Here is an 18,545-nt window from a genome sequence, read left to right as displayed (position 1 = left end):
TGCGAGCGCTGTTGCGCGACCGCAGGTAGTCTCTGTGGCTGGTCGCCGGATCGGTTCCGCGACCGGCGTCCCCCGTGGAGAGTCGAGCCGATGCACCCACCCCTGCCGGAGATCGTCGGCGGGCTGCCCGCCGTGGTGTGGGCAGCCGACGCCGCCAGTGGCGTGTACTCCTTCGTCTCCGCCGGGTGCGAGGCCCTGCTGGGCCACCCACCCGCCGCCTGGCTGGCGGATCCGGGCTTCGCGCTGTCGGTCGTCCACGCCGAGGACACCGAGCACTACGCGCGCACCCGAGCGGAACGCTGGGCGCGGGGTGGCGACTACGAACTCATCTACCGTGCCCTGGCCGCGGACGGCCGGGTGGTCTGGCTGCAGGAACTCGGCCGGGTCTCCCCGGACGGCGCGGCCCACGGGATCCTCCTGGACCTCTCCGAACGGCGCTCCGAAACCGGACGTCAGCGCTTCCTCGCCGAGTTCGAGCGGGGTCTGCAGCAGTTCGACGACGCCGAGCGGATCATGGTCTACGCCGCCCGGCGCCTTGGCGAATACCTCGAGGCCGATCGCTGCGCCTACGCCGAGGCCGAAGACGACCAGGACCACTTCCTGATGAGCGGCGACCACGCCACCGGCCTGCCCCCGCTGCCCGGCCGCTTCGCCATGTCCGAGTTCGGCGACGGGTGCGTGACCGCGATGCGGGCCGGCCGGTCCTGGGTCGTCGACGACAGCCTGACCGACGACCGGCTCGCCCCCGCCGACCTCGACGCCTACCGCGTCACCGGGATCCGCGCGGTGATCTGCGTGCCGCTGCTGCGCGGCGGCCGGTTCGCCGCCGCGATGGCCGTCCACCAGGCCACCGTCCGGCACTGGAGCGCCGCCGAAGTCGAGCTGGTCGAGCTCGTCGTCAGCCGGTGCTGGGAGTCCATCCAGCGCACCCACGCCCTGCGCGCGCTGCGCGACAGCGAGCAGCGCCACCGGCTGCTGGTGGAACGCGCGACCGACGCGATCTGGGTGCTCGACCGCGACCTGCGATTCGTCGAAATCAACCCGGCGGCCTGCGAGCTGCTCGGCTACACCCGCGAGCAGCTGCTCGGCACCCCGATCACCACCCTGTTCGACGACGGCGGCGACCACCGCTGGCGGCAGGTGATCGCCGACCCCGGCACCGTCCTGGAAGTCAGCGAGATCCACCAGGTCCGCCGCGCCGACGGCACCGAGATCGCCCTCGAGCTCAGCATCCAGGCCACCCCGTCGGGCGTGCAGGCCATCGGCCGCGATGTCACCGAACGCCGCCGCCGCGAGGCCGAACGCGACCTGCTCCTGCAACGGGAGCACGAGATCGCCGAAACCCTGCAACGCAGCCTCCTCCCCCGTGAGCTGCCCGAACTGCCCGGACTGGCCGCGGCCGCCCGGTACCGGCCGGCGACCGTCCACGCCCAGACCGGCGGCGACTGGTACGAACTCATCCCGCTCGGCGGTTCCCGGGTGGCGCTGTCGGTCGGCGACGTCGTCGGCAAGGGCCCCCAGGCCGCCGCGGTCATGGGACAGCTGCGGACCGCACTGGCCGGCAGCCTGCTCGACGGCCACGGCCCGGCCGCGGCCCTCGACCGGCTCGACGCCTTCGCCGCCCGCACCGACGGCGCGGCCGGCACCACCTGCGCGTGCCTCACGCTGGACTGGGAAACCGGCGCCCTGACCTGGGCCACCGCCGGGCACCTGCCGCCCGTCGTGGTCGAGGCAGGCCATCCACGGCTGCTGACCGGACGCGGCCGAATCCTCGGCACCCCCGCTTCGACGCACTACGAGCAGCACACAGGCACCCTTTCTCCCGGCGCGTCGCTGATCTTGTACACCGACGGGCTCGTCGAGCGCCGCGAGGAGCTGATCGACGACGGCCTTCGGCGGCTCTGCGAAGCCGCCGGACGCTTCCACGCCTTGCCGCCGGCCCCCCAGGTCACCGCGATCACCGACGCTCTTCTCGACACGGGCCAAGACGACGACGTCGCTCTCCTCGCGGTCCGGCTCATGCCACCACCGCTGCACCGGCGCACGACCGCCGACATCGCCCTGCTGCACACCGTCCGCGACGACCTCGCCCGCTGGTCGATCCAGGCCGGTTTGTCCCCCGAACTGCACGAAGACCTCAGCCTGGCCCTCGGCGAAGCCGTCGCCAACTCCATCGAACACGCCTTCCCCGGCGACCGCGGCGAAGCCGCCTACACGGTGACCCGCACCGCGGCCGGGCAGCTCGACGTCGTCGTGCACGACAACGGCCGCTGGCGCCCCGAGCCCGCCGACAACAGCCACCGCGGACGCGGAATCGCCATCATCACCGCGCTGTCCGAGCAATTCCGCATCGACCACGACGACCACGGGACCACCGTCCGCTTCACGATCGCGGCCGCCGCGCCCGAAACCGAGCCGGCACCCGTACCGATCACCGTCCCCGACCCGGCACCGGCCGCCTTGGCCGTCGACGACGTCACCCCCGGACGCCTGGTCCTGCACGTGTCCGGCGACCTCGACCTCACCACGATCGACGACCTCCGGCCCGCCGTCCTGCACCACCTCGGCACCGCCACCGCCACCGAAATCGAGATCGACCTCGCCGACGTGACCTACCTCAGCAGCTGCGGCATCGCCCTGCTGCTGGACGCGGCCGCGCTGACGCGACGCCGGGGCACCTCGCTGACCGTGCTCGCCCGCGCCGGCTCGGCGCCACTGCGCATCCTCGAGCTCGCCGGCCTGACCGCGACGGGAAGCAGCGCGCTGGCCGTGCAGGTCAGCTGACCGGCCTCCGCCGCTATCCTGGGCTCGCTGGAACGCGAGACGAAGCAGAGGGGCTTTTTGCCCGGACGGGACCGGCGATGAGCACGATGACCGACCCCTACGAGAACGGAGTCCCGCGGTTCGGGACACCGGCCGACATCGCCGACGCGATCACGGTGCGTGCGCCGGCCGAACTCGACGACGCCGAGGCCGCCGCGCAGCTCCTCGCGCCGGCCGCCGCGTCCCCGCGCGGCACAGCCATCGTGGCGGACCTCTCGGCTGTCACGCACCTGACCACCGAGGCCGTCGTCCCCCTGGTCGCCGTCGCCCAGCAGTGCCTCGACGAAGGTCGTCAACTGCGCGTCTTGGCCTCCGCGGTCGCTCGCCAGAAACTGACCCGGCTCGGGTTGGACACCGTGCTCTCCGTGGAGCCGCCCACTCCGGCGTGACCGGACAGGTCACTGCACCCGGCCGGTGTCGGTGCTTTCGCCGTCGTCGTCGGAGGGCAGGTGCAGGTCGCCGACGTGGATGTTCACCTCGACCACCTCCAGGCCGGTCATCTGCTCGACCGCGGTGATGACGTTGCGGCGCACCGTCCGGGCGAGGTCGGCGATGGATACGCCGTACTCGACGACCACCTGCAGGTCCACGGCGGCCTGCTTCTCCCCCACCTCCACCGACACGCCCTGACCCGCCGAAGCGGTCGCGCCCGGGATGCGCTCGCGGATGGCCGAGAACGCCCGCGCGGCGCCCCCGCCGAGGGCGTGCACGCCCGGAACTTCACGGGTGGCCAGGCCCGCGATCTTCTGGACCACGACGTCGGAGATCGAGGTCGAACCCTGGGCAGTGGCCAGCGCGCCATCGGTTTTCGTGGCGGGCTGGGTCGAACCGGTCTGCGCGGGAACCTTGGTGGCAGCGGCCGTCGTCATGGTGGCTCCATAAGATTGTTGGTGTTCAGGACGGGATGTTCTGGATGCCCAGGGCGATGGGGTGTGGCTGATGGTGTCTTGCCTCTCGTGGTGGCTTCTGAGGAGTGGCCGCTCTGTCGTTCTGGATGCCCTGGCCGCTGATTGAGATCTGCGCTGTGGTCGCTGTTTATGGAGATGCCGGCGGGTCGTCCACGGGGCTGAACTGGGAAGACAGGAGGACTGGCCGGATGGCCGTGGGGAAGGTGTGGGTGGGGATCGACGTCGGCAAGAGCTTCCATCACGCCTGCGCGGTGGATGCGGCTGGCAAGGTCGTGTTCTCGCGGAAGGTGGCCAACGGCCAAGCCGCGATCGAGCAGCTGATCGCCCGGACCACCGCGAAAGCCACTGGTGGGGTGGTGTGGGCGGTGGACATGACTTCCGGTGCGGCGAGCTTGCTGATCACGTTGCTGCTGACCACCGGCCAGCCGGTGGTCTATGTCCCGGGCCGGCTGGTTAACCGGATGTCCGACGCGTTCGCCGGCGAGGGGAAAACCGACGCGCGTGATGCGCGCACGATCGCCGAAACCGCCCGCCTCCGTAGCGATCTGACCCCGATCACCAGCCCCGACGCGGTCGTGGCCGACCTGCAGATCCTCACCGCGCGCCGGGACGACCTGCTGGCCGACTGGGTGCGCGGGGTCAATCGGGTCCGGGAGCTGCTCGCGAGCATCTTTCCTGCGCTGGAGCGTGCGTTCGACTACTCGACCCGCTCGGCGCTGGTGCTGCTGACCGGCTTCCAGACTCCCGCCGGCATCCGCACGGCCGGAGCAGCCGGTCTGTCGGCTTATCTGACCGAGCACGGCGCGTGGGCCAAGGGCATCCCATCCATGGTGGACAAGGCCCTGGCGGCCGCGGCCGAGCAAACCGTTGTCCTGGCCGGAGAACCGGTGACCGCGCCGCTGATCGCGCGGCTCGCGCAGCAGCTTCTGGAGCTGGATCGGGAGATCAAAGATCTGGGCAAGCAACTCGCCGAACGGTTCGGTGAGCATCCCGATGCGGGGCACATCACCAGCCTCGACGGGTTCGGCCCGGTCCTGGGTGCCCAGTTGCTGGCCGGGACCGGTGGGGACCTGCGAGCTGCGTTCCGCAGCTCCGGGCATCTGGCGGCCTATGCTGGGCTGGCGCCGGTGCCGCGTGATTCGGGGCGGGTGCGGGGCAACCTGCATCGCCCGCAGCGCTATCACCGTGGTCTGCGTCGGGTGTTCTACCTGGCCGCGCTCTCGGCGATCAAACGGCCTGATGGTCCTTCGCGGGCTTTTTACCTGCGAAAACGCGGTGAGGGGAAGGGGCATACCCAGGCGTTGATCGCCCTGGCCCGACGCCTGGTTGACGTCGTCTGGGCGCTCCTGCGCGACGGCCGTGAATTCCATCCCTCACCACCGGGCACGGCCGCAGCTGCCGCTTGACACGCTCATTGAGACTCCTTCGCATGTTGTTTCCTCCACACAGGACAGACAGCCGGTTCGGAAAATCGTCACGACCCGGTTGTGTGAAGCACGCCACTACGCGCTGTTTACGACACCCGCAAGAATGGTGTGACCGCTGTCGGCGTTGAGGGTTACCGCGGGCGTCCGGCCTGGTTCCGCTCGGCGGAGAGCGCCAGCCAGCTCACAGCTTCGTCGACACTGCGGTGCACGGGCAGCACCTGCGCCAAGTCGAGCGCGGCGATCGGCCGGAGCAGCGCGTGGGAGCGGCCGGCCACGGCGAACGGCACCCGCTTCACGGCCGCGTCCGCGGTGGTGTCGATCAGGATCGTCAGGGCACGGGCGGCGCAGAACTCGACCGCCGACATGTCGCAGATCAGCGCCGGAGGTTGCCGACGCAGTTCTTCGGCGAGCAACGCGGCGAGCCGGGCGGTGACCATCAGGTCGATCTCGCCGGCCGCGATGACCACGCTCGCCTCGCCCACCCGGGTCATCGCGAACGATGTCGGTGGCCGGCTTCGCGGGTCCCGCGGCCGGGGCACGGACGGCGACATGGGCATGGCCTCCTCAAGCCAACGGTGAGACCGCACTGCCGCTGCACCAGCGCAGCCTCACGACATTCGGACCGCCGGGCCGGCGAAGCGGCACGACGGCTACCGGACTGAACCGCCTGCACACCGACCGTACAACCGACGAGCAGACGATGCAGCGTCCTCACGATCCTCGTCTCGCCCGCCGAATTCCGGCGAACCGGCGAAATCGTTGCCCTACCTGCGGCCATTCAGTTTCCTTGTCGGCGACAAACGTACTCAATTTCCCTTCCACAACCATAATCGTTCGGGTAGGTGTAGCCGATCGTGTGGTTTCGTCGGCGATGGATACCACCAGTGCAGGCTTGTCCAAGCGCCTGACCGAAAACCGGCCGTCACCACACGTAGGGAATGAGCCGGGCGCGCCGGGCGGCGAATTGCCGGTAGCGGGCACCCAGCGCCTTCTCGAGCGCCCGTTCCTCGATGCCGAGACGGTGGATCAACGCCACCAGCAACACCGCGAACGAGCCCACCGCGCTCACCCAGTTGCCCACGATCAGACCGCCGCCCGCGAAGATCAGCAGGAGGCCGCTGTAGCTCGGATGGCGCAACACGCGGTAAGGCCCGTGGTCGACGACCACCTGATCTTCCCTGGTGCGCACGGTCACCGTGAAATATTTTCCCAGGCTGGCGAAAGACCACCAGCGCAGCAGGATTCCGGACCACCCCAGCACGATTCCGAGCGCGGACAGCCACTCGCCGCCACCCATGCCGGCGGCCGGGGCGACGGCCCGGCCGATCGGCCACAGGAGGACCGCGCCGAGAAACATCACCCTGAAGGCGATCTCCGCACCCGCGTGGACGAGTTCGGCGCCGCGGCGCGTGCGGAAGGCCTGGACGAGTTCGCCCACCACGAAAGCGCCGACGCTGATGAGCACGACGAGACGGGTCACGTCTTCCGAGACCGCAGCCAGTTCGATCTCCGCTTGCCCCAGCACGCCTCACCCTCGTTCCTCCGCTGGTCAGGATCGTAGAGACGGCATCCGGAAACCGGCACCGGGACGTCGGCGGCGGGTATCCACCCGTGCAGTTTTCGTGTCCACCCGTGCACCAGGGTGAGTCGCCCTTCTCAACGCGGCGGGCATTGGCCAGGATGGACGCCTGGGTGGCGAGGGAGGACTTCCATGGCGACTGTGCGCGACAAGGCCGACGCGCGCCGGCAGCTGCACGCGGAACAGCAGCAGCAGCACGAGACGGACGAGCTGGTCGTCGAAGGGCCGGTGCCCACCGGCGGCATCGAACTGCACTACGACGGGGTCGAGGGCATCAAGAAGGCCATCGACGAGCGCTACGACGAGCTGAGCCGGCACCTCGAAACGGCTCGCGCCCTCGACACCGGCCTGGCCGACGGCAAGGGACCGGTCGCCCACTGGATGCGGCGCTCGTTCGCGGTGCGCGGCGGCGCCGAGGCCGGCGGGGTCCAGGCCGCGCTGCAGTCGTACCTGGCCGAGCTCGCGACGCTGCGGCAGACGCTCGACACCGTCGTGACCCTGCACCAGGGCCACGACGAAGAGGCCGCCGCGGCCCTGCCGACGGGGGACGCCGATGCCTGAGTTCTACTCCACGCACCACGCCCCGACCGCCCGGCAGCGGGCGAAGGCGCGGCGGGTCCGGCGGGAAAAGGCCGTCAACGACCGCGAAGCCACGTTCGGCCGGATCAACTGGGACAGCTACGAGCACCGCGAACTGTGGGACATGGTGCAGTCGGCCGTCCCGGCGAAACTCGGCCAGCACGCGGCCTGGTGGCAGGAGGTGGCCGCCGGCGTCGGCTCCGCGACCGAAGAGGTGTCGGCGCTGGTCCGGAAGCTGCGGGAGTCGTGGCGAGGGCCGTCGGCGGACCAGGCCGCGGAATCGGTGGACCGGCTGACCGGCTGGGCGCGGACGGTGGGCGAGAACGCCCAGCGCGTGGGCGCCGGCCTCGACACCTACACGTCGGTGGTCGCCGAAGCCCGGCAGCGGATGCCCGAGCCGGTGCACTACTGGGCCGAGCGGTGGTTCCGGCAGGGGTACGCGGTGAAGCGGCTCGACGGCCCCGAGGGCACGTACATGCTGGACCAGCTGCTCGACGACAAGCTGCCGACGAAGAAGGAAGCCGACGACGCCAAGGCCGCGGCCGTCCGGGTGATGGAACAGTACGAGAGCGCGAGCCACGACGTCCGCCACCGCCTGCCCCCGGAGTTCGACACGGCGCCGCCGGTGACCTCCGGCTCCGCTGCCGAGCCGCGCCCGCCGGTGGCGCCGAAGCCACCCGCGCCTCCGGTCCCCCGCGATCCGGCCCCGCCGGGGAACGATCCGACCCCGCCGGGGAACGAGGAATCGCCCGAGCAGCCGGGCGCCGGGCGGGACGACTCGACGTCGACCGCGTCCGCGCTGCCGTCCACGTTCACCGGCGCCGGGGTCCCGGGCGCGCTCGACGGGGTCATCGGCGCCACCGGGCCGGGGTCGCCGGCTGCGGCCGGGTACGGTCCCGGCTTCGCCGGCGTCCCCGTGGCCGGAACGCCGGGCTCGGGGACGCTCGGCGAAGGCGGCCGAGCCGGAGCGGGCCGGTTCGGCGCCGCGACGCCGGGCTTCGGACCGGGCGGGACGAGCGGCCGCGGCACGGCGGGCGGGTACGGCATGTACCCGCCGGGCCAGGGCACGCGGCGCGAGGAGGACACCGAGCACCGCGACAAGTACGCGAAGGGGTACGACCTGCTCGACGACCTGCCGCCGGCGTATCCCCCGGTGTTCGGCGAATGACCGGCTTCCACGCCGACCCGGCGGCGCTCGACGCGTTGGCGGCGCGCCTGGAGGACACCGCGGACGAGTACCGCTCGGCCGCGGACTCCCTGGAGCCACCGGACGACCTCGGGCCGGGGCCGGTCTCGGCGGCGCTCACCGCGCTGGCCGGCGAGCTGTCCGGCAGGATACGGGCGGTGGAGACGGACTTCGCGAGCGCGGCGGCGGGCGTCCGGACGGCCGCGAAGGCTTACCGGGCCACCGATGCCGCCGCGGCCGACGAGCTGGGCCGGGCCGATGGCTGACCGGGATCGCGGGCCGGACCGCCTCGGCCCCCTCGAGCCGGAGCGTGCCGTCGCGACGCCCGAACCCGACCACCCAGCCCCCGGCCAACCGGAACGCGCCCACGCCACGCCCAAACCCGACCGCCCGGCCCCCGGCCAACCGCAGCGTGCCCTCACCACGCCCCAACCCGGCCGCCCGGCCCCCGGCGAACCGCAGCGCGCCCTCGCCACACCCGAACCCGACCGCCCGGCCCCCGGCCAACCGCAGCGCGCCCACGCCACACCCGAACCCGACCGCCCGGCCCCCGGCGAACCGAATCCCGCCCTCAGCCCCAGGCGACCGGGTCACGCCCATGGCTGAGTTCCGCGGCCTCGGCTTCGACCCCGTCCCCGGCCGCCCCGACGCCGTGGCCGAAGCCGCCCGCCGCTGCACCGCCACCGCGGCCCGGCTCGAGGAAATCCGTTCCCCCGGCCCGATTCCCGAGTGGGCCGGCCGGTCCGCCCAGGCCCTCACGACCCGCGCCGAACGAGCCGCCGCCGGGCTGCCGGCCACCCGCGAAGCCCTCCGTGCCGCCGCCGGAGTCCTCGAAGGCTGGGCCGGCACCCTCCTCGCACACCACCGCCGGGCCGAGGACCTCGACCGCCGCGCCACCGCCGCGCGCCGAGCCGTCACCGCCGCGCGCGACGACGTCGAGCAGGCCGAAACCGAGGCCCAGTTCTCCCCCGCCGCCCAGCCGAACCTGATCGCCGCCCGCGCCCGGCTCGCGGCCCGTCAGGACGACCTCGACCGCCTCCTCGCCGAAGCCCGCGACCTGGAACGCGCCCACACCACCGAAGCGGCCCGCGTCGCCGAGCGGCTCAGCGCCCTCGGCGACGGTGCCCCTTCGCCGGCCCCACCCGGCTTCCCCGGCGTGGCCGCGCACCTGGAGACCTTCTCGGCCGTCGGGCGCGAGCTCGGCGTGACCGTCGCCAAGACCCCCGTCGAGCCCGTCACGCCGCCGCCGGGGGCCGTCAGCGCGTTCGCCGCGGCACTGGGTGGCCGGTGAAACTGCCCGCCGTTCCGGGGATCACCCCGGTGAACCTAAACTCCGTCGAGCGCACCACCGCCGAGCTGCACGCGCTGATGGCCCGGCTGCGCGGCCCCGACGCCGCCCGAGACCTCGGCCTGGAGGCCGCCGCCGTCCAGTGCGCGGAGATCGCCCACGAGCACCGGGCCGGGCTGCTGGCCCTCGTCGAACACCGCGACGCCGATCCCGCGCTGCTCATCGCCGGGGTCGTCCCGGCCGGAAACCCCGGCGAGGCCGCGGACCTCGGGTACCACATCGCGGACACCACCCCCGGGATCCGCGACGTCAGCACCGCGCACACCAGCCGCGGATACCCGGTCGTCATCGTCGAGCGGATCGGCCTGTCCGGTGCGCAGCTGCAGGCCGTCGTGCTCGACCCGGACCGGCCGCGCGCGGCCGTGTTCACGCTGCACTCCCCCGGTGGCCGCGGCTGGCTGGAGGTCGCCGGCCTGGCCGGGACGCTCGTCGCCGGTGTCGACCTCACCCCCGCAGCGCCCGCTCCCGGAACTCGCGCGGGGTCCGGCCGGTCGCCCGGCGGAACGTCCGCGAGAAGTGCGGGGCGCTGGTGAACCCGCAGTCCCGCGCGATTTCCGCGATCCCCCGCCCCGCCTTCGCCGGATCGGCCAGCAACGCCTTCGCGCGTTCGACCCGCAGGCCCTTGAGCCGTTCCGACACGCCTTGGCCGTCGTCGAACAGCTGGTACAGCCGCCGACGCGAGATGTACAGCGCTTCGGCGATCTTGTCCGCGCTGAGCGACTGCTCGCCGAGGTGGGCGCGCATGTATTCGAGGGCTTCGCGCCGCCGGGCCGCGAGCGCGTCGACCCGGTCGAGCTCACCGCGCAGCGCACTCCGCAGCACCAGTTCGGCCAGGCCCAGCAGGTGGTGGGCGAGCCCGTGCGGGTCGAGCCGCGGGCCGGCCGCCACGACGTGCGCGACCGCGCCCGCGAAGAGGCTGCGCAGCGGCGCGTCGACCTCGACCGGCCGGAACATCAGCGGCCGCAGCTCGGCGAAGGAGATCGATAGCTTCGCCGCCGCGACGGTCAGCATCACGACGCCGGACGGCTGCAGGTGCAGGGTCGCGTCGGCGAACGTCAGCTTCGCGCCGGACTCGGCGACCGCGCGGGGGACGGGACAGCGCAGCAGCAGCTGGACGTCCTCGGGGTCGCCGCGGCCGCCGAGGATCGCGGCGCGCGCGGCCGCCGCCCCGGACGCGCGGACCACGAGGTACCCGCTCGCGGGCACGTCCATCGACTGCGGCTCGGCCATCGGCACCATCGTGCCCCACGGCGGCCGTCCGGCACGGGAAGGGGGACCATGGCGCGGCGCACCGCGACCGCGGCGGGAGTGATCCTGTCGCATCTGGAATTCGATCTCCTCTGGGAGGACCTGGGACCGGGCGGGCCGCCGCCGTACCCGTTCGACGTGCCGTCGCACGGTGCGACGCACGCCGAGCGCGACGACCTCGGCGTGCGGGTGTTCGCCGGTCTCGCCGAGGCGGGCTTCACGGACGGGGACGACGTCGACCCGGACCTGGCGGACCTGGTCGTGCTGCTGGGTTCGCCGACGGTGAGCGTCGACGCGCTGGTGCTGGGTGAGGCGCCGTGGCGGCTGCTCGCGGCGGCGCGGAACGGCGCCGGCGTGCTCGCCGTGCTGGACGACCGCGACCTGGTGCTGGAGCCGGTCCGCCCGGACGGCCTGGTCGCCGCGGTGGCCCGCATGGTGGGCGAGGCCGAGCCGGGTCCGGGTGACCAGCTGCGGCTGCCGCGGGCGGCATATTCGGCGGCGATGGACGCGTACGCGCGCAGCGGGTACGACGCATTCGAGCGGGCGCTGGGCACGGCCGGGATCACCGGCCGCGCGGTCCGTCCGCTGGCGACGCTGGTCACGGCGGAGCGGTACGCGGCCGGCCAGCTGGCGGCGACCGGCCCGGCGGGCCGGAGCCCGGTGCTGGCGTGGTTCGACACGGCGGCCGGCCGGTACGCGGTGACTCCGGAAGACGTGGGCGGTGAGCCGTGGGTGACGGTGACCCCCGCCGACGGCGCCTGGCTGGCCGACCGGCTGGCGCGCATGGTCGACGACGTCCGCTGAGCACTCTCCCGCGGCTCGTCGTGAGTGGTAAGGCGGGTTAGAACCCGCCTTACCACTCACGAGCCCGTGTCAGGTCGCCCAGGTGGCCGGGACGAGGGTGTCGTCCTCGGGCGCGGGTGGCCGGCGGGGGCGGGGCGTCGCCGGATCGTCCGGCAGCAGGTCCCCGAGCACTTCGCGGCCCTGGCGCAGCGCATCCGCCCCCGCCTGCGCGGCCAGCCGCCGGATCAGCCCGGCCAGCTCTGCCGGCGAGCGGTGTAGTGCCCACCGGTCGAACCGCAGGTCCACCAGGGCCCCGTGCAGATCGACCTCCACCGCGACCCCGTCGGCCGCCGCGGCCGCGCGGATCGCGGCCAGCCGGGTTCCGTAGCCGGGCTGCGGGACGTCGTCGTCGCTCACTGGGCCCGCCAGCTGTCCGGTGTGGTCTCTTCCGCGGCTTCCCCGGGCTCCGGCAGGCCAAGAGCCTCGACACCGTCCTGCGTGTGCCACAGGGAAGCCGTGGCCCGCGCCGAAGCGGCCGCCGTCAGCAGCAGGATCCGGCGGGCCAGCTCGTCCGGTTCCAGCCGCAGCGCCGCGGCTTCCAGGGTCAGTTCCTGCAGCGCCCCGCCGGGAGCGACCTCGACGGCGACCGTCCGGTCGGCGGCTTTTCCGGTGATCACGGGTGAACCCCTCCGTAGAACGTCGACGCCGAGAGCGTGTGCGTGTTCCGGCGGACGGCATCTCCGGAATTGCCCTCGATCATCGTGACCTGGTTCCCTTCGACCTTCTCGACGATGCCGATGTGCTTGCTCGTCGACGTGTTCTGCGGGCCGGTGCCGAAGATCAGCACGTCGCCCGGCTTCGCTTCGTGCAGCGCGTGCTTGCCGTAGGCGTGCCCGTTGCGTTCGCCCCAGTGGTAGACGTCGCCGCTGAAGGGCAGGACCGGGATCCGCACCCCCGCCTTGCGCCACATCGCCGTCGCGAACGAGGAGCACCACGCGGCGGTCGGCCCGTACGGGTTCCGGTTGCTGCCCGGAGGGTTCTCGCGGGTGCCCAGTTCCTTCCGCGCCGCGTGGACGATCTCCTGGCCCCGCCCAGAAACCGCCTTCGCGGGCGCCGTCTTGTCCATCACCTCGTCGTGGGCCAGGTCCTTCCGCAGTTCCTGCAGCTTCTTCGCCGCCGCCTTCAGTTCCGCGTCGACGTGCCGCAGGGTCGACGCGGACTGCCGGGTGTACCGCGGCACCAGGTCGGCGGCGTGCCCGACGGCCCGCATCAACGCCGCCTGCGTCCCGGCCGCGACACCCGCGTCGAGAACCTGCTTGGCCTGGGCGGTGTACTCGTCGACCAGCCGCTGCACGGCGGTGTGCCCGCTGTCCACAGTGGATGCCACGTGCGCGACGACCTGCTCCGCCGCCGCGCCCGCCTCGCCGGTGATCCGGAGCTCCTTCGTCAGCTTCGCGCTGTGGTGGCGGAAGCCGTCGGCGCCGCGGCCGTGCCAGTGGTCCAGGACGGTGCGGCTTTCCTTGTGGTAGGCGTCGTGCTGGGCGTCCAGCGTTCCGGCCACCTGGTGCAGGGCGTATTCGGCGCGGACGGCGTCTTCGGCCTTCCCCGCGAGCTTGTTGCGGTGCGCGACGAGGTCCTTCGCGAAGGAGCGGGCGAGCGCGGCGGTGTCCATCTCAGCCCTTTCCGTTCAGCGCGGCGACGGTGGCCGTCTCGTGGTCGCGATAGGACTTCGCGGCTTTCCCGGCGGCCGACGCGAGCCCGTCGGCGTGCGCGCCGACGCCCTTGACCTGCCGCTGCAGGGCCAGCCCGAACCCGGCCAGCGCGTCGGCGAAGCCCGATTCCTCACCGATCTTCCCGAAGCTGTCGCGGGCGATCTCGCGGACGTCGCGCAGCTGCCCGGTCGCGGTGTGCAGCGCGTCGGCGACGTGCCGGGTCCGGCGCACGTAGGAGTGCAGCACCGCGTCGTCCACCCGCAGCGGCTCGCCACCCCCTCGCGCGGAGGGCCCGCCGTGGTGCTTGGTGACGTCCTGGGCGGCCTTGCGCGCGGCCGTCAGGTGGTGCTTGTAAGCGCCGTTCGTGTACGTCGACCAGGGCGTGAAGTCGTGGCCGTCGCCCGAGATGCGGTTCGCGACCCGCGCGTTGGTGTCCGGGTCGAACAGCTGGTCGTCGGACTTCAGGTGGTACTGGCGGCGGCGTTCCGGGCCGAGCGCGCCCAGCATGTTGATCTGCCAGAGACCGTAGGAATCGTCCGGCGGCGTGGCGTTGTGCGCGGTCGTCCGCCCGCCGGACTCGGCCAGCGCGACCGCGACGGCGGTGGTCAGGCCCTGGCCGCGGAACCCGGCGTCGTAGGCGTGCCGGGCGATCTGCTCGGCGCTCAGCTTCGTCATGAGGCGACTTTGTCCGTGCGGGTGATGGTTGCGGTAGGTGTGCTGCACGCAGGGACAAGCCGGGTGCACACGCGGCTCGGCAGCCTCAGGGGCGCTGAACATGGGCGGCCATCCGTTCGGGCCACTGAGCGAACAGGGCGCCGCTGAGTGGTCGGCTCGGCGCGAGGCGGTCCGTGCCGAGGCGTGGCCCTGATCTAGGGTGGGCGCATGATTCTGCGGCGTGGCCTGCTCGCGGTGGTGGCACTGGGCGCGGCGATCCTCACCGGCTGCTCCTCGGGCGGTGGCGCGTCACTGCCCGACGCTGGTGCCCTGCTCAAGGACAGCGCGACGGCGACGGGCGGCGTCACCAGCACGCACTTCGCGCTGAAGGTCAACGGCACCGTGCCGGGCCTGAGCGTGCACAGCGTCGACGGCGACCTGACCAAGGCCAACGGCGGCGGCGCGAAGGGCACCGGCACGCTGGAGCTGATGGGCCAGGTCGTCGACGCCCAGTTCGTCCTGGTGGACGGCTCGCTCTACCTCAAGGGGCCCACCGGCGGGTTCCAGCGGATCCCCGCGGCGCTGAGCTCCTCGATCTACGACCCGTCCGCGATCCTCGACCCGCAGCGCGGCATCCCGAAGGTGCTGTCCTCGGTCCAGGGCCCGAAGACGGACGGGACGGAAGACGTCGGCGGCACGCCCACCTACCGCGTCACCGGGACGGTCCCGAAGGGCGCGATGGCCGCACTGGTGCCGGGGGTGTCCTCGGACGCGAACGCCACCTTCTGGCTGCGCCAGGACGGCGGCCACCTGCCGGTCAAGGCCTCGCTCGGGTTCGCCGGCAACGCGAGCGTGGACGTCACGCTGTCCGATGTGGACAAGCCGGTCACCGTGACCGCGCCGGCGTGACCGAGCCGGTCACCTCGCGCGGCGGCCGCGCGCTCGCTGTCGGCGCCGGTGGTCTCGCCGTGCTGCTCGGTGCGCTGGACACCTACGTCGTGGTCGGCCTGCTGCGGCAGCTCATCGACGACCTGAGCGTTCCGGTGAACCGGCTGGAGATCGTCACGCCGGTCATCACCGGCTACCTGCTCGGCTACGTGGCCGCGATGCCGCTGCTGGGCCAGTACTCCGACCGGTTCGGCCGCAAGCTGCTGCTGCAGGCCTGCCTCGGCGGGTTCCTCGCCGGGTCGGTGGTCACCGCGCTGGCCGGCACGGTGCCGCTCCTCGTCGCGGGCCGGGTGCTCCAGGGGACCGCCGGGGGCGCGCTGCTTCCGGTGACCCTCGCGCTGGCCGCGGACCTGTGGCCGGGCAACCGCCGCTCCGCCGTGCTGGGGGCCGTCGGCGCCGCGCAGGAGCTCGGCAGCGTGCTCGGCCCGCTCTACGGCATCGGGCTGGCCGCCGCGACCGGCTGGCGCGGCGTGTTCTGGGTGAACGTCCCGCTGACCGTGCTGGCCGCGATCGCGGTCCAGGTTTCCGTCGGGGGCGGGAAACCGGCCGAGCGGCCGCGCGTGGACCTCGTCGGCGTCCTGCTGCTGGCCCTCACGCTCGCGCTGCTCGTCATCGGCCTGGACAACCCGGACCCGCGCGAGCAGGTGCTGCCGCCGTGGGGCGTGCCGTTCCTGATCGGCGCCGGGGTCGCCCTGGTCGCGTTCCTCTGGTGGGAGGCGCGCGCCGAAGTCCGGCTCGTCGACACGGCGAACGTGGCACTGCGGCCGTTCCTCACCGCGCTCGGGACGAGCGTCGCCGCGGGGGCGGCGTTGATGATCACCCTGGTCGACGTCGACCTGTTCGCGCAGACGCTGCTCGGCCGCGACGACGGCGGCAGTGTCGAGCTCCTGCTGAGGTTCCTGGTCGCGCTGCCGGTCGGCGCGCTGCTCGGCGGCCTGCTCGCCACGCGGATCGGCGAGCGCTGGATCGCCGGCGCCGGGATGCTGATCGCGGCCGGCGGCTACCTGCTGATGTCCCGCTGGCCCGCCGACGTCCTCGCGGCCAGGTCCGTCCTGGGCCTGCCGCGTCTCGACGTCGACCTGGCGCTCGCCGGGCTGGGGCTCGGCCTGGTCATCGCTCCGCTGTCGGCCGTCGCGCTGCGTGCCGTGCCGCGCGCCCAGCACGGCGTCGCGTCGGCCGCGGTCGTGGTCGCGCGGATGACCGGCATGCTGGTGGGCGTCGCGGCTGTGTCCGCCTTCGGCCTGCACTACTTCCACACGCTGACCGCGTCGCTGAATCCGCCCCTCCGGATCCTGTTCCCGTCCCAGCCGGCCTACGACCGCGCCCTCGCCGAATACCTCGGCGCGGTCCGCGAGGCGCTGCTGACGGAATACCGCGCGATCTTCCTGATCACGTCCGTGGTCTGCCTGGCGGGCGCGGCCGTCGCCCTGTCCATCGGCGGGCGTGCGCCGCGGCGGGGTTGACCCTGACGCACGGTCAACCCCGCAGCATGGGGGCCATGACTACAAAAACCGGCCGGTTCGAAGTCCGCCACGACGGCGTCACGATCTCGGCCTCCCGCGGCGGCCGGGGACGGCCGCTGGTCCTGTGCCCCGGGCTCCTCACCACGCAAGCCGACCTGCACGAGCTGGCCGAGCTGCTGCGCCACGACTTCGACGTGGTGACCTTCGACCTCCGGGGCCACGGGCGCTCCTCCCCCGCCGACCGGTACACCTTCGAGGCGTTCCTCGGCGATCTCGACGCCGTCCTGGCGGAGGTGGCACCCCGCGCGCCCCTGCTCGTCGGCCATTCTCTGGGCGCGGACCTGGCCGTGCACCACGCCGCCGGGCATCCGGACGCGGTGGCCGGGCTCGTCCTCGTCGACGGCGCCAACCCGATCCCCGAACCGTTCCTCACCGAAGCCGACCTGCCGGAGTTCCGGGCGATGGCGGAGGGGCTGCGGCACGAGTTCGCGCGGGCCGAGGGCACCGCGCGCCAGGTGCTGCTGACCCCGCAGGACTTCCTCGACCTCAACCTCGAGATCGAGGCGGTGCGCTCCGGCATTCTCGACCTGTACCGGGAGATCGACCGCCCGGTCCACCTGATCATGTCGACCTCCATGGCGGGAAACGGTGATGACGCGCGGACGCAGTGGCGCAACCGGAACTGGCGGGCCGGTGTCGAGCGGCTCGTCCGCGAACGGCCGCACGTCGCCACGTCGTGGCTCGAGGCCGACCACCGGCTCGTCGTCACCCACGCTCCGGAGATCGCCCGGCTGATCCACGACGTGCAGAGGCCGTGGACACTGGACTGATGCTGACCATCGGCGAGCTGGCGTCGTACGCGGGGGTCACGGTGCGCGCGGTGCGGCACTACCACGCCAAGGGGCTGCTGCCGGAACCCGGACGCGACCGCTCCGGGTACCGCAGGTACGACGCCGGCGCCGTGGTCGAGCTGATCCGGATCCGGACCCTCGCCGAGGCCGGGGTCCCGCTGTCGCGGGTGCGGGAACTGCTGCAGGCCGACGACGAGGAGTTCGCCGCGGCGATCGCCGACATCGACCGGCGCCTGCGGGCGGAAATCCGGCAGCGGCAGCGGCACCGCGAGCGGATCCGCCGCCTCGCCTCCGGGGACGGGCTGGCGCTGCCCCCGGAGGTGACCGGCATCCTCGACCGGCTGCGGGCGCTCGGCGTCGACGAGCGGATCGTCCAGGTCGAACGGGACGGCTGGATCCTGCTCGCGGCGCACTCACCCGAGCGGGTCCCGGAGTGGGCGGCGCGCAAGCGGGAGCAGATCGCCGACCCGCCGCTCATCGACTTCTACCTCACCCTGGGGCAGGCTCTCGACCGAGCGGACGGCGATCCGGAGCTGACCGGGCTGGCCGACGAGCTGGCCGGCTACATCTCGCGCCTGGCCGAGGACAGCGTCGGCGACACCGACGTCGAGCCGCCGTTCGCCGACCTGATGGACACCCTGGCCTTCGACACCGCCCCACCGGCCCGCCGGCTGGTCGAGCTGCTGAGAACGCGCGGCTGGACCGGCTGGACGAAGCTCGAACGAGTGGACCCGACACCGGCGGAAGGCGGGGCCGACATCGGGCATCAGGCGACCTCGGGAGCGAAGCGCCGGGCGGCGGGCCAACCGCGGTCCGGGTAGCGAGCGCGCCGAGGCCCGGCCAGGGCGCGATGGGCGAGCTGCCGAGGTCGGTGGCGGCATCGCGGACCACGGTGGCGATGCCGGGCGGTCGGGAAGCCGTGGCTGACCCGGGTTTCCGGGTCGCTGGTCCGTTCGGTGCAATGTCCCTTCCGCAGGGCGTCGATTCCCTCTGTCCGTTCTCCGGCTCGGTAGCCTGACCCGGACCGCCGGGGAAA

At 73.0% G+C, this 18,545-nt stretch carries 21 protein-coding genes; 13 read left to right on the top strand and 8 right to left on the bottom strand.

The window, feature by feature from the left end; translation table 11 throughout:
- Window positions 1-90: 90 nt before the first annotated feature.
- Both ACFPLC_RS33630 and ACFPLC_RS33625 read left to right on the top strand, forming a co-directional pair.
- The gene (locus ACFPLC_RS33630) at window positions 91-2,784 is read left to right on the top strand and encodes a SpoIIE family protein phosphatase (protein ID WP_378191423.1); all 2,694 of its coding nucleotides are present in this window, start codon (window positions 91-93) and stop codon (window positions 2,782-2,784) included.
- A 77-nt stretch (window positions 2,785-2,861) separates the two neighbouring features.
- Window positions 2,862-3,212 (top strand): anti-sigma factor antagonist, encoded by a 351-nt coding sequence (locus ACFPLC_RS33625; RefSeq protein ID WP_378191425.1) that lies wholly within the window; start codon window positions 2,862-2,864, stop codon window positions 3,210-3,212.
- A gap of 9 nt (window positions 3,213-3,221) precedes the next feature.
- On the opposite strand, the gene ACFPLC_RS33620 is transcribed toward ACFPLC_RS33625, so the two are convergent.
- On the bottom strand, window positions 3,222-3,692 hold the full coding sequence (locus ACFPLC_RS33620) for an Asp23/Gls24 family envelope stress response protein (RefSeq protein WP_378191426.1): 471 nt from the start codon (window positions 3,690-3,692) through the stop codon (window positions 3,222-3,224).
- Window positions 3,693-3,919: 227 nt separating this feature from the next.
- Here ACFPLC_RS33620 and ACFPLC_RS33615 point away from each other — a divergent pair, with 227 nt between their 5' ends.
- Window positions 3,920-5,137 (top strand): IS110 family RNA-guided transposase, encoded by a 1,218-nt coding sequence (locus ACFPLC_RS33615; RefSeq protein ID WP_378191428.1) that lies wholly within the window; start codon window positions 3,920-3,922, stop codon window positions 5,135-5,137.
- 152 nt (window positions 5,138-5,289) lie between these two features.
- Here the strand turns inward: ACFPLC_RS33615 and ACFPLC_RS33610 are convergent, their stop codons facing one another.
- Together ACFPLC_RS33610 and ACFPLC_RS33605 are read right to left on the bottom strand one after the other, a co-directional pair.
- The gene (locus tag ACFPLC_RS33610; RefSeq protein WP_378236017.1) at window positions 5,290-5,715 is read right to left on the bottom strand and encodes an STAS domain-containing protein; all 426 of its coding nucleotides are present in this window, start codon (window positions 5,713-5,715) and stop codon (window positions 5,290-5,292) included.
- A 365-nt stretch (window positions 5,716-6,080) separates the two neighbouring features.
- A complete protein-coding gene (locus ACFPLC_RS33605) occupies window positions 6,081-6,683 on the bottom strand; it encodes a methyltransferase family protein (RefSeq protein WP_378191432.1) in 603 nt (200 codons plus the stop codon).
- Between the two features lie 186 nt (window positions 6,684-6,869).
- Here ACFPLC_RS33605 and ACFPLC_RS33600 point away from each other — a divergent pair, with 186 nt between their 5' ends.
- The 5 genes from ACFPLC_RS33600 (at window position 6,870) to ACFPLC_RS33580 (ending at window position 10,383) form a co-directional block, all read left to right on the top strand.
- A complete protein-coding gene (locus tag ACFPLC_RS33600; RefSeq protein WP_378191434.1) occupies window positions 6,870-7,298 on the top strand; it encodes a hypothetical protein in 429 nt (142 codons plus the stop codon).
- On the top strand, window positions 7,291-8,484 hold the full coding sequence (locus ACFPLC_RS33595; RefSeq protein WP_378236016.1) for a PPE domain-containing protein: 1,194 nt from the start codon (window positions 7,291-7,293) through the stop codon (window positions 8,482-8,484). The genes ACFPLC_RS33600 and ACFPLC_RS33595 overlap by 8 nt, the downstream gene beginning before the upstream one ends.
- Window positions 8,481-8,768: a type VII secretion target gene (locus tag ACFPLC_RS33590; protein WP_378191438.1), complete on the top strand. Its 288-nt coding sequence runs from the start codon at window positions 8,481-8,483 to the stop codon at window positions 8,766-8,768. Before ACFPLC_RS33595 ends, ACFPLC_RS33590 begins: the two co-directional genes overlap by 4 nt.
- Window positions 8,769-9,100: 332 nt before the next feature.
- Window positions 9,101-9,793 carry a hypothetical protein gene (locus ACFPLC_RS33585; RefSeq protein WP_378191441.1) on the top strand — a complete coding sequence of 231 codons (693 nt, stop codon included), beginning with the start codon at window positions 9,101-9,103 and terminating at the stop codon, window positions 9,791-9,793.
- Between the two features lie 29 nt (window positions 9,794-9,822).
- Entirely contained in the window at window positions 9,823-10,383 is a 561-nt protein-coding gene (locus ACFPLC_RS33580; protein ID WP_378191443.1) for a hypothetical protein, read from the top strand.
- Here the strand turns inward: ACFPLC_RS33580 and ACFPLC_RS33575 are convergent.
- Window positions 10,295-11,080, bottom strand: a complete 786-nt coding sequence (locus ACFPLC_RS33575) for a helix-turn-helix transcriptional regulator (protein WP_378191445.1) — start codon at window positions 11,078-11,080, stop codon at window positions 10,295-10,297. The genes ACFPLC_RS33580 and ACFPLC_RS33575 overlap by 89 nt on opposite strands.
- A 48-nt stretch (window positions 11,081-11,128) precedes the next feature.
- Here ACFPLC_RS33575 and ACFPLC_RS33570 point away from each other — a divergent pair, with 48 nt between their 5' ends.
- Window positions 11,129-11,902 (top strand): ESX secretion-associated protein EspG, encoded by a 774-nt coding sequence (locus ACFPLC_RS33570; RefSeq protein WP_378191447.1) that lies wholly within the window; start codon window positions 11,129-11,131, stop codon window positions 11,900-11,902.
- Between the two features lie 69 nt (window positions 11,903-11,971).
- On the opposite strand, the gene ACFPLC_RS33565 is transcribed toward ACFPLC_RS33570, so the two are convergent.
- Genes ACFPLC_RS33565 through ACFPLC_RS33550 form a run of 4 tightly spaced genes read right to left on the bottom strand, consistent with a single transcriptional unit; the run spans window position 11,972 to window position 14,268 of the window.
- On the bottom strand, window positions 11,972-12,298 hold the full coding sequence (locus ACFPLC_RS33565) for a hypothetical protein (protein ID WP_378191450.1): 327 nt from the start codon (window positions 12,296-12,298) through the stop codon (window positions 11,972-11,974).
- Entirely contained in the window at window positions 12,295-12,558 is a 264-nt protein-coding gene (locus tag ACFPLC_RS33560; RefSeq protein ID WP_378191452.1) for a YbaB/EbfC family DNA-binding protein, read from the bottom strand. The genes ACFPLC_RS33565 and ACFPLC_RS33560 overlap by 4 nt, the downstream gene beginning before the upstream one ends.
- Window positions 12,555-13,553 carry a CHAP domain-containing protein gene (locus ACFPLC_RS33555; RefSeq protein ID WP_378191454.1) on the bottom strand — a complete coding sequence of 333 codons (999 nt, stop codon included), beginning with the start codon at window positions 13,551-13,553 and terminating at the stop codon, window positions 12,555-12,557. Before ACFPLC_RS33555 ends, ACFPLC_RS33560 begins: the two co-directional genes overlap by 4 nt.
- A 1-nt stretch (window position 13,554) precedes the next feature.
- Window positions 13,555-14,268: a transglycosylase SLT domain-containing protein gene (locus ACFPLC_RS33550; RefSeq protein WP_378191457.1), complete on the bottom strand. Its 714-nt coding sequence runs from the start codon at window positions 14,266-14,268 to the stop codon at window positions 13,555-13,557.
- A 207-nt stretch (window positions 14,269-14,475) separates the two neighbouring features.
- On the opposite strand from ACFPLC_RS33550, the gene ACFPLC_RS33545 reads away from it, so the two are divergent.
- From ACFPLC_RS33545 to ACFPLC_RS33530, 4 genes are read left to right on the top strand one after another with little or no spacing between them, the layout of a single operon-like run.
- The gene (locus ACFPLC_RS33545) at window positions 14,476-15,156 is read left to right on the top strand and encodes an LppX_LprAFG lipoprotein (protein ID WP_378191459.1); all 681 of its coding nucleotides are present in this window, start codon (window positions 14,476-14,478) and stop codon (window positions 15,154-15,156) included.
- Entirely contained in the window at window positions 15,153-16,658 is a 1,506-nt protein-coding gene (locus ACFPLC_RS33540) for an MFS transporter (RefSeq protein WP_378236015.1), read from the top strand. The genes ACFPLC_RS33545 and ACFPLC_RS33540 overlap by 4 nt, the downstream gene beginning before the upstream one ends.
- Window positions 16,659-16,693: 35 nt before the next feature.
- Window positions 16,694-17,488, top strand: coding sequence for an alpha/beta fold hydrolase (locus tag ACFPLC_RS33535; RefSeq protein WP_378191463.1), 795 nt, complete (start codon window positions 16,694-16,696; stop codon window positions 17,486-17,488).
- On the top strand, window positions 17,473-18,330 hold the full coding sequence (locus tag ACFPLC_RS33530) for a MerR family transcriptional regulator (RefSeq protein ID WP_378191465.1): 858 nt from the start codon (window positions 17,473-17,475) through the stop codon (window positions 18,328-18,330). Before ACFPLC_RS33535 ends, ACFPLC_RS33530 begins: the two co-directional genes overlap by 16 nt.
- The last annotated feature ends 215 nt before the right edge of the window (window positions 18,331-18,545 follow it).

This window comes from Amycolatopsis plumensis (assembly GCF_042652605.1).
GTDB classification, from domain to species: domain Bacteria; phylum Actinomycetota; class Actinomycetes; order Mycobacteriales; family Pseudonocardiaceae; genus Amycolatopsis; species Amycolatopsis plumensis.
This window is presented reverse-complemented; position numbering and strand designations above follow the sequence as displayed.

What these genes read in the sequence shown, in the direction of transcription:
- ACFPLC_RS33630 (WP_378191423.1), top strand. Translation starts at nt 91, where the DNA reads ATGCACCCACCCCTGCCGGAGATCGTCGGCGGGCTGCCCGCCGTGGTG.
- ACFPLC_RS33625 (WP_378191425.1), top strand. Translation starts at nt 2,862, where the DNA reads ATGAGCACGATGACCGACCCCTACGAGAACGGAGTCCCGCGGTTCGGG.
- ACFPLC_RS33620 (WP_378191426.1), bottom strand. Translation starts at nt 3,692, where the DNA reads ATGACGACGGCCGCTGCCACCAAGGTTCCCGCGCAGACCGGTTCGACC.
- ACFPLC_RS33615 (WP_378191428.1), top strand. Translation starts at nt 3,920, where the DNA reads ATGGCCGTGGGGAAGGTGTGGGTGGGGATCGACGTCGGCAAGAGCTTC.
- ACFPLC_RS33610 (WP_378236017.1), bottom strand. Translation starts at nt 5,715, where the DNA reads ATGCCCATGTCGCCGTCCGTGCCCCGGCCGCGGGACCCGCGAAGCCGG.
- ACFPLC_RS33600 (WP_378191434.1), top strand. Translation starts at nt 6,870, where the DNA reads ATGGCGACTGTGCGCGACAAGGCCGACGCGCGCCGGCAGCTGCACGCG.
- ACFPLC_RS33595 (WP_378236016.1), top strand. Translation starts at nt 7,291, where the DNA reads ATGCCTGAGTTCTACTCCACGCACCACGCCCCGACCGCCCGGCAGCGG.
- ACFPLC_RS33590 (WP_378191438.1), top strand. Translation starts at nt 8,481, where the DNA reads ATGACCGGCTTCCACGCCGACCCGGCGGCGCTCGACGCGTTGGCGGCG.
- ACFPLC_RS33585 (WP_378191441.1), top strand. Translation starts at nt 9,101, where the DNA reads ATGGCTGAGTTCCGCGGCCTCGGCTTCGACCCCGTCCCCGGCCGCCCC.
- ACFPLC_RS33575 (WP_378191445.1), bottom strand. Translation starts at nt 11,080, where the DNA reads ATGGCCGAGCCGCAGTCGATGGACGTGCCCGCGAGCGGGTACCTCGTG.
- ACFPLC_RS33570 (WP_378191447.1), top strand. Translation starts at nt 11,129, where the DNA reads ATGGCGCGGCGCACCGCGACCGCGGCGGGAGTGATCCTGTCGCATCTG.
- ACFPLC_RS33555 (WP_378191454.1), bottom strand. Translation starts at nt 13,553, where the DNA reads ATGGACACCGCCGCGCTCGCCCGCTCCTTCGCGAAGGACCTCGTCGCG.
- ACFPLC_RS33550 (WP_378191457.1), bottom strand. Translation starts at nt 14,268, where the DNA reads ATGACGAAGCTGAGCGCCGAGCAGATCGCCCGGCACGCCTACGACGCC.
- ACFPLC_RS33545 (WP_378191459.1), top strand. Translation starts at nt 14,476, where the DNA reads ATGATTCTGCGGCGTGGCCTGCTCGCGGTGGTGGCACTGGGCGCGGCG.
- ACFPLC_RS33535 (WP_378191463.1), top strand. Translation starts at nt 16,694, where the DNA reads ATGACTACAAAAACCGGCCGGTTCGAAGTCCGCCACGACGGCGTCACG.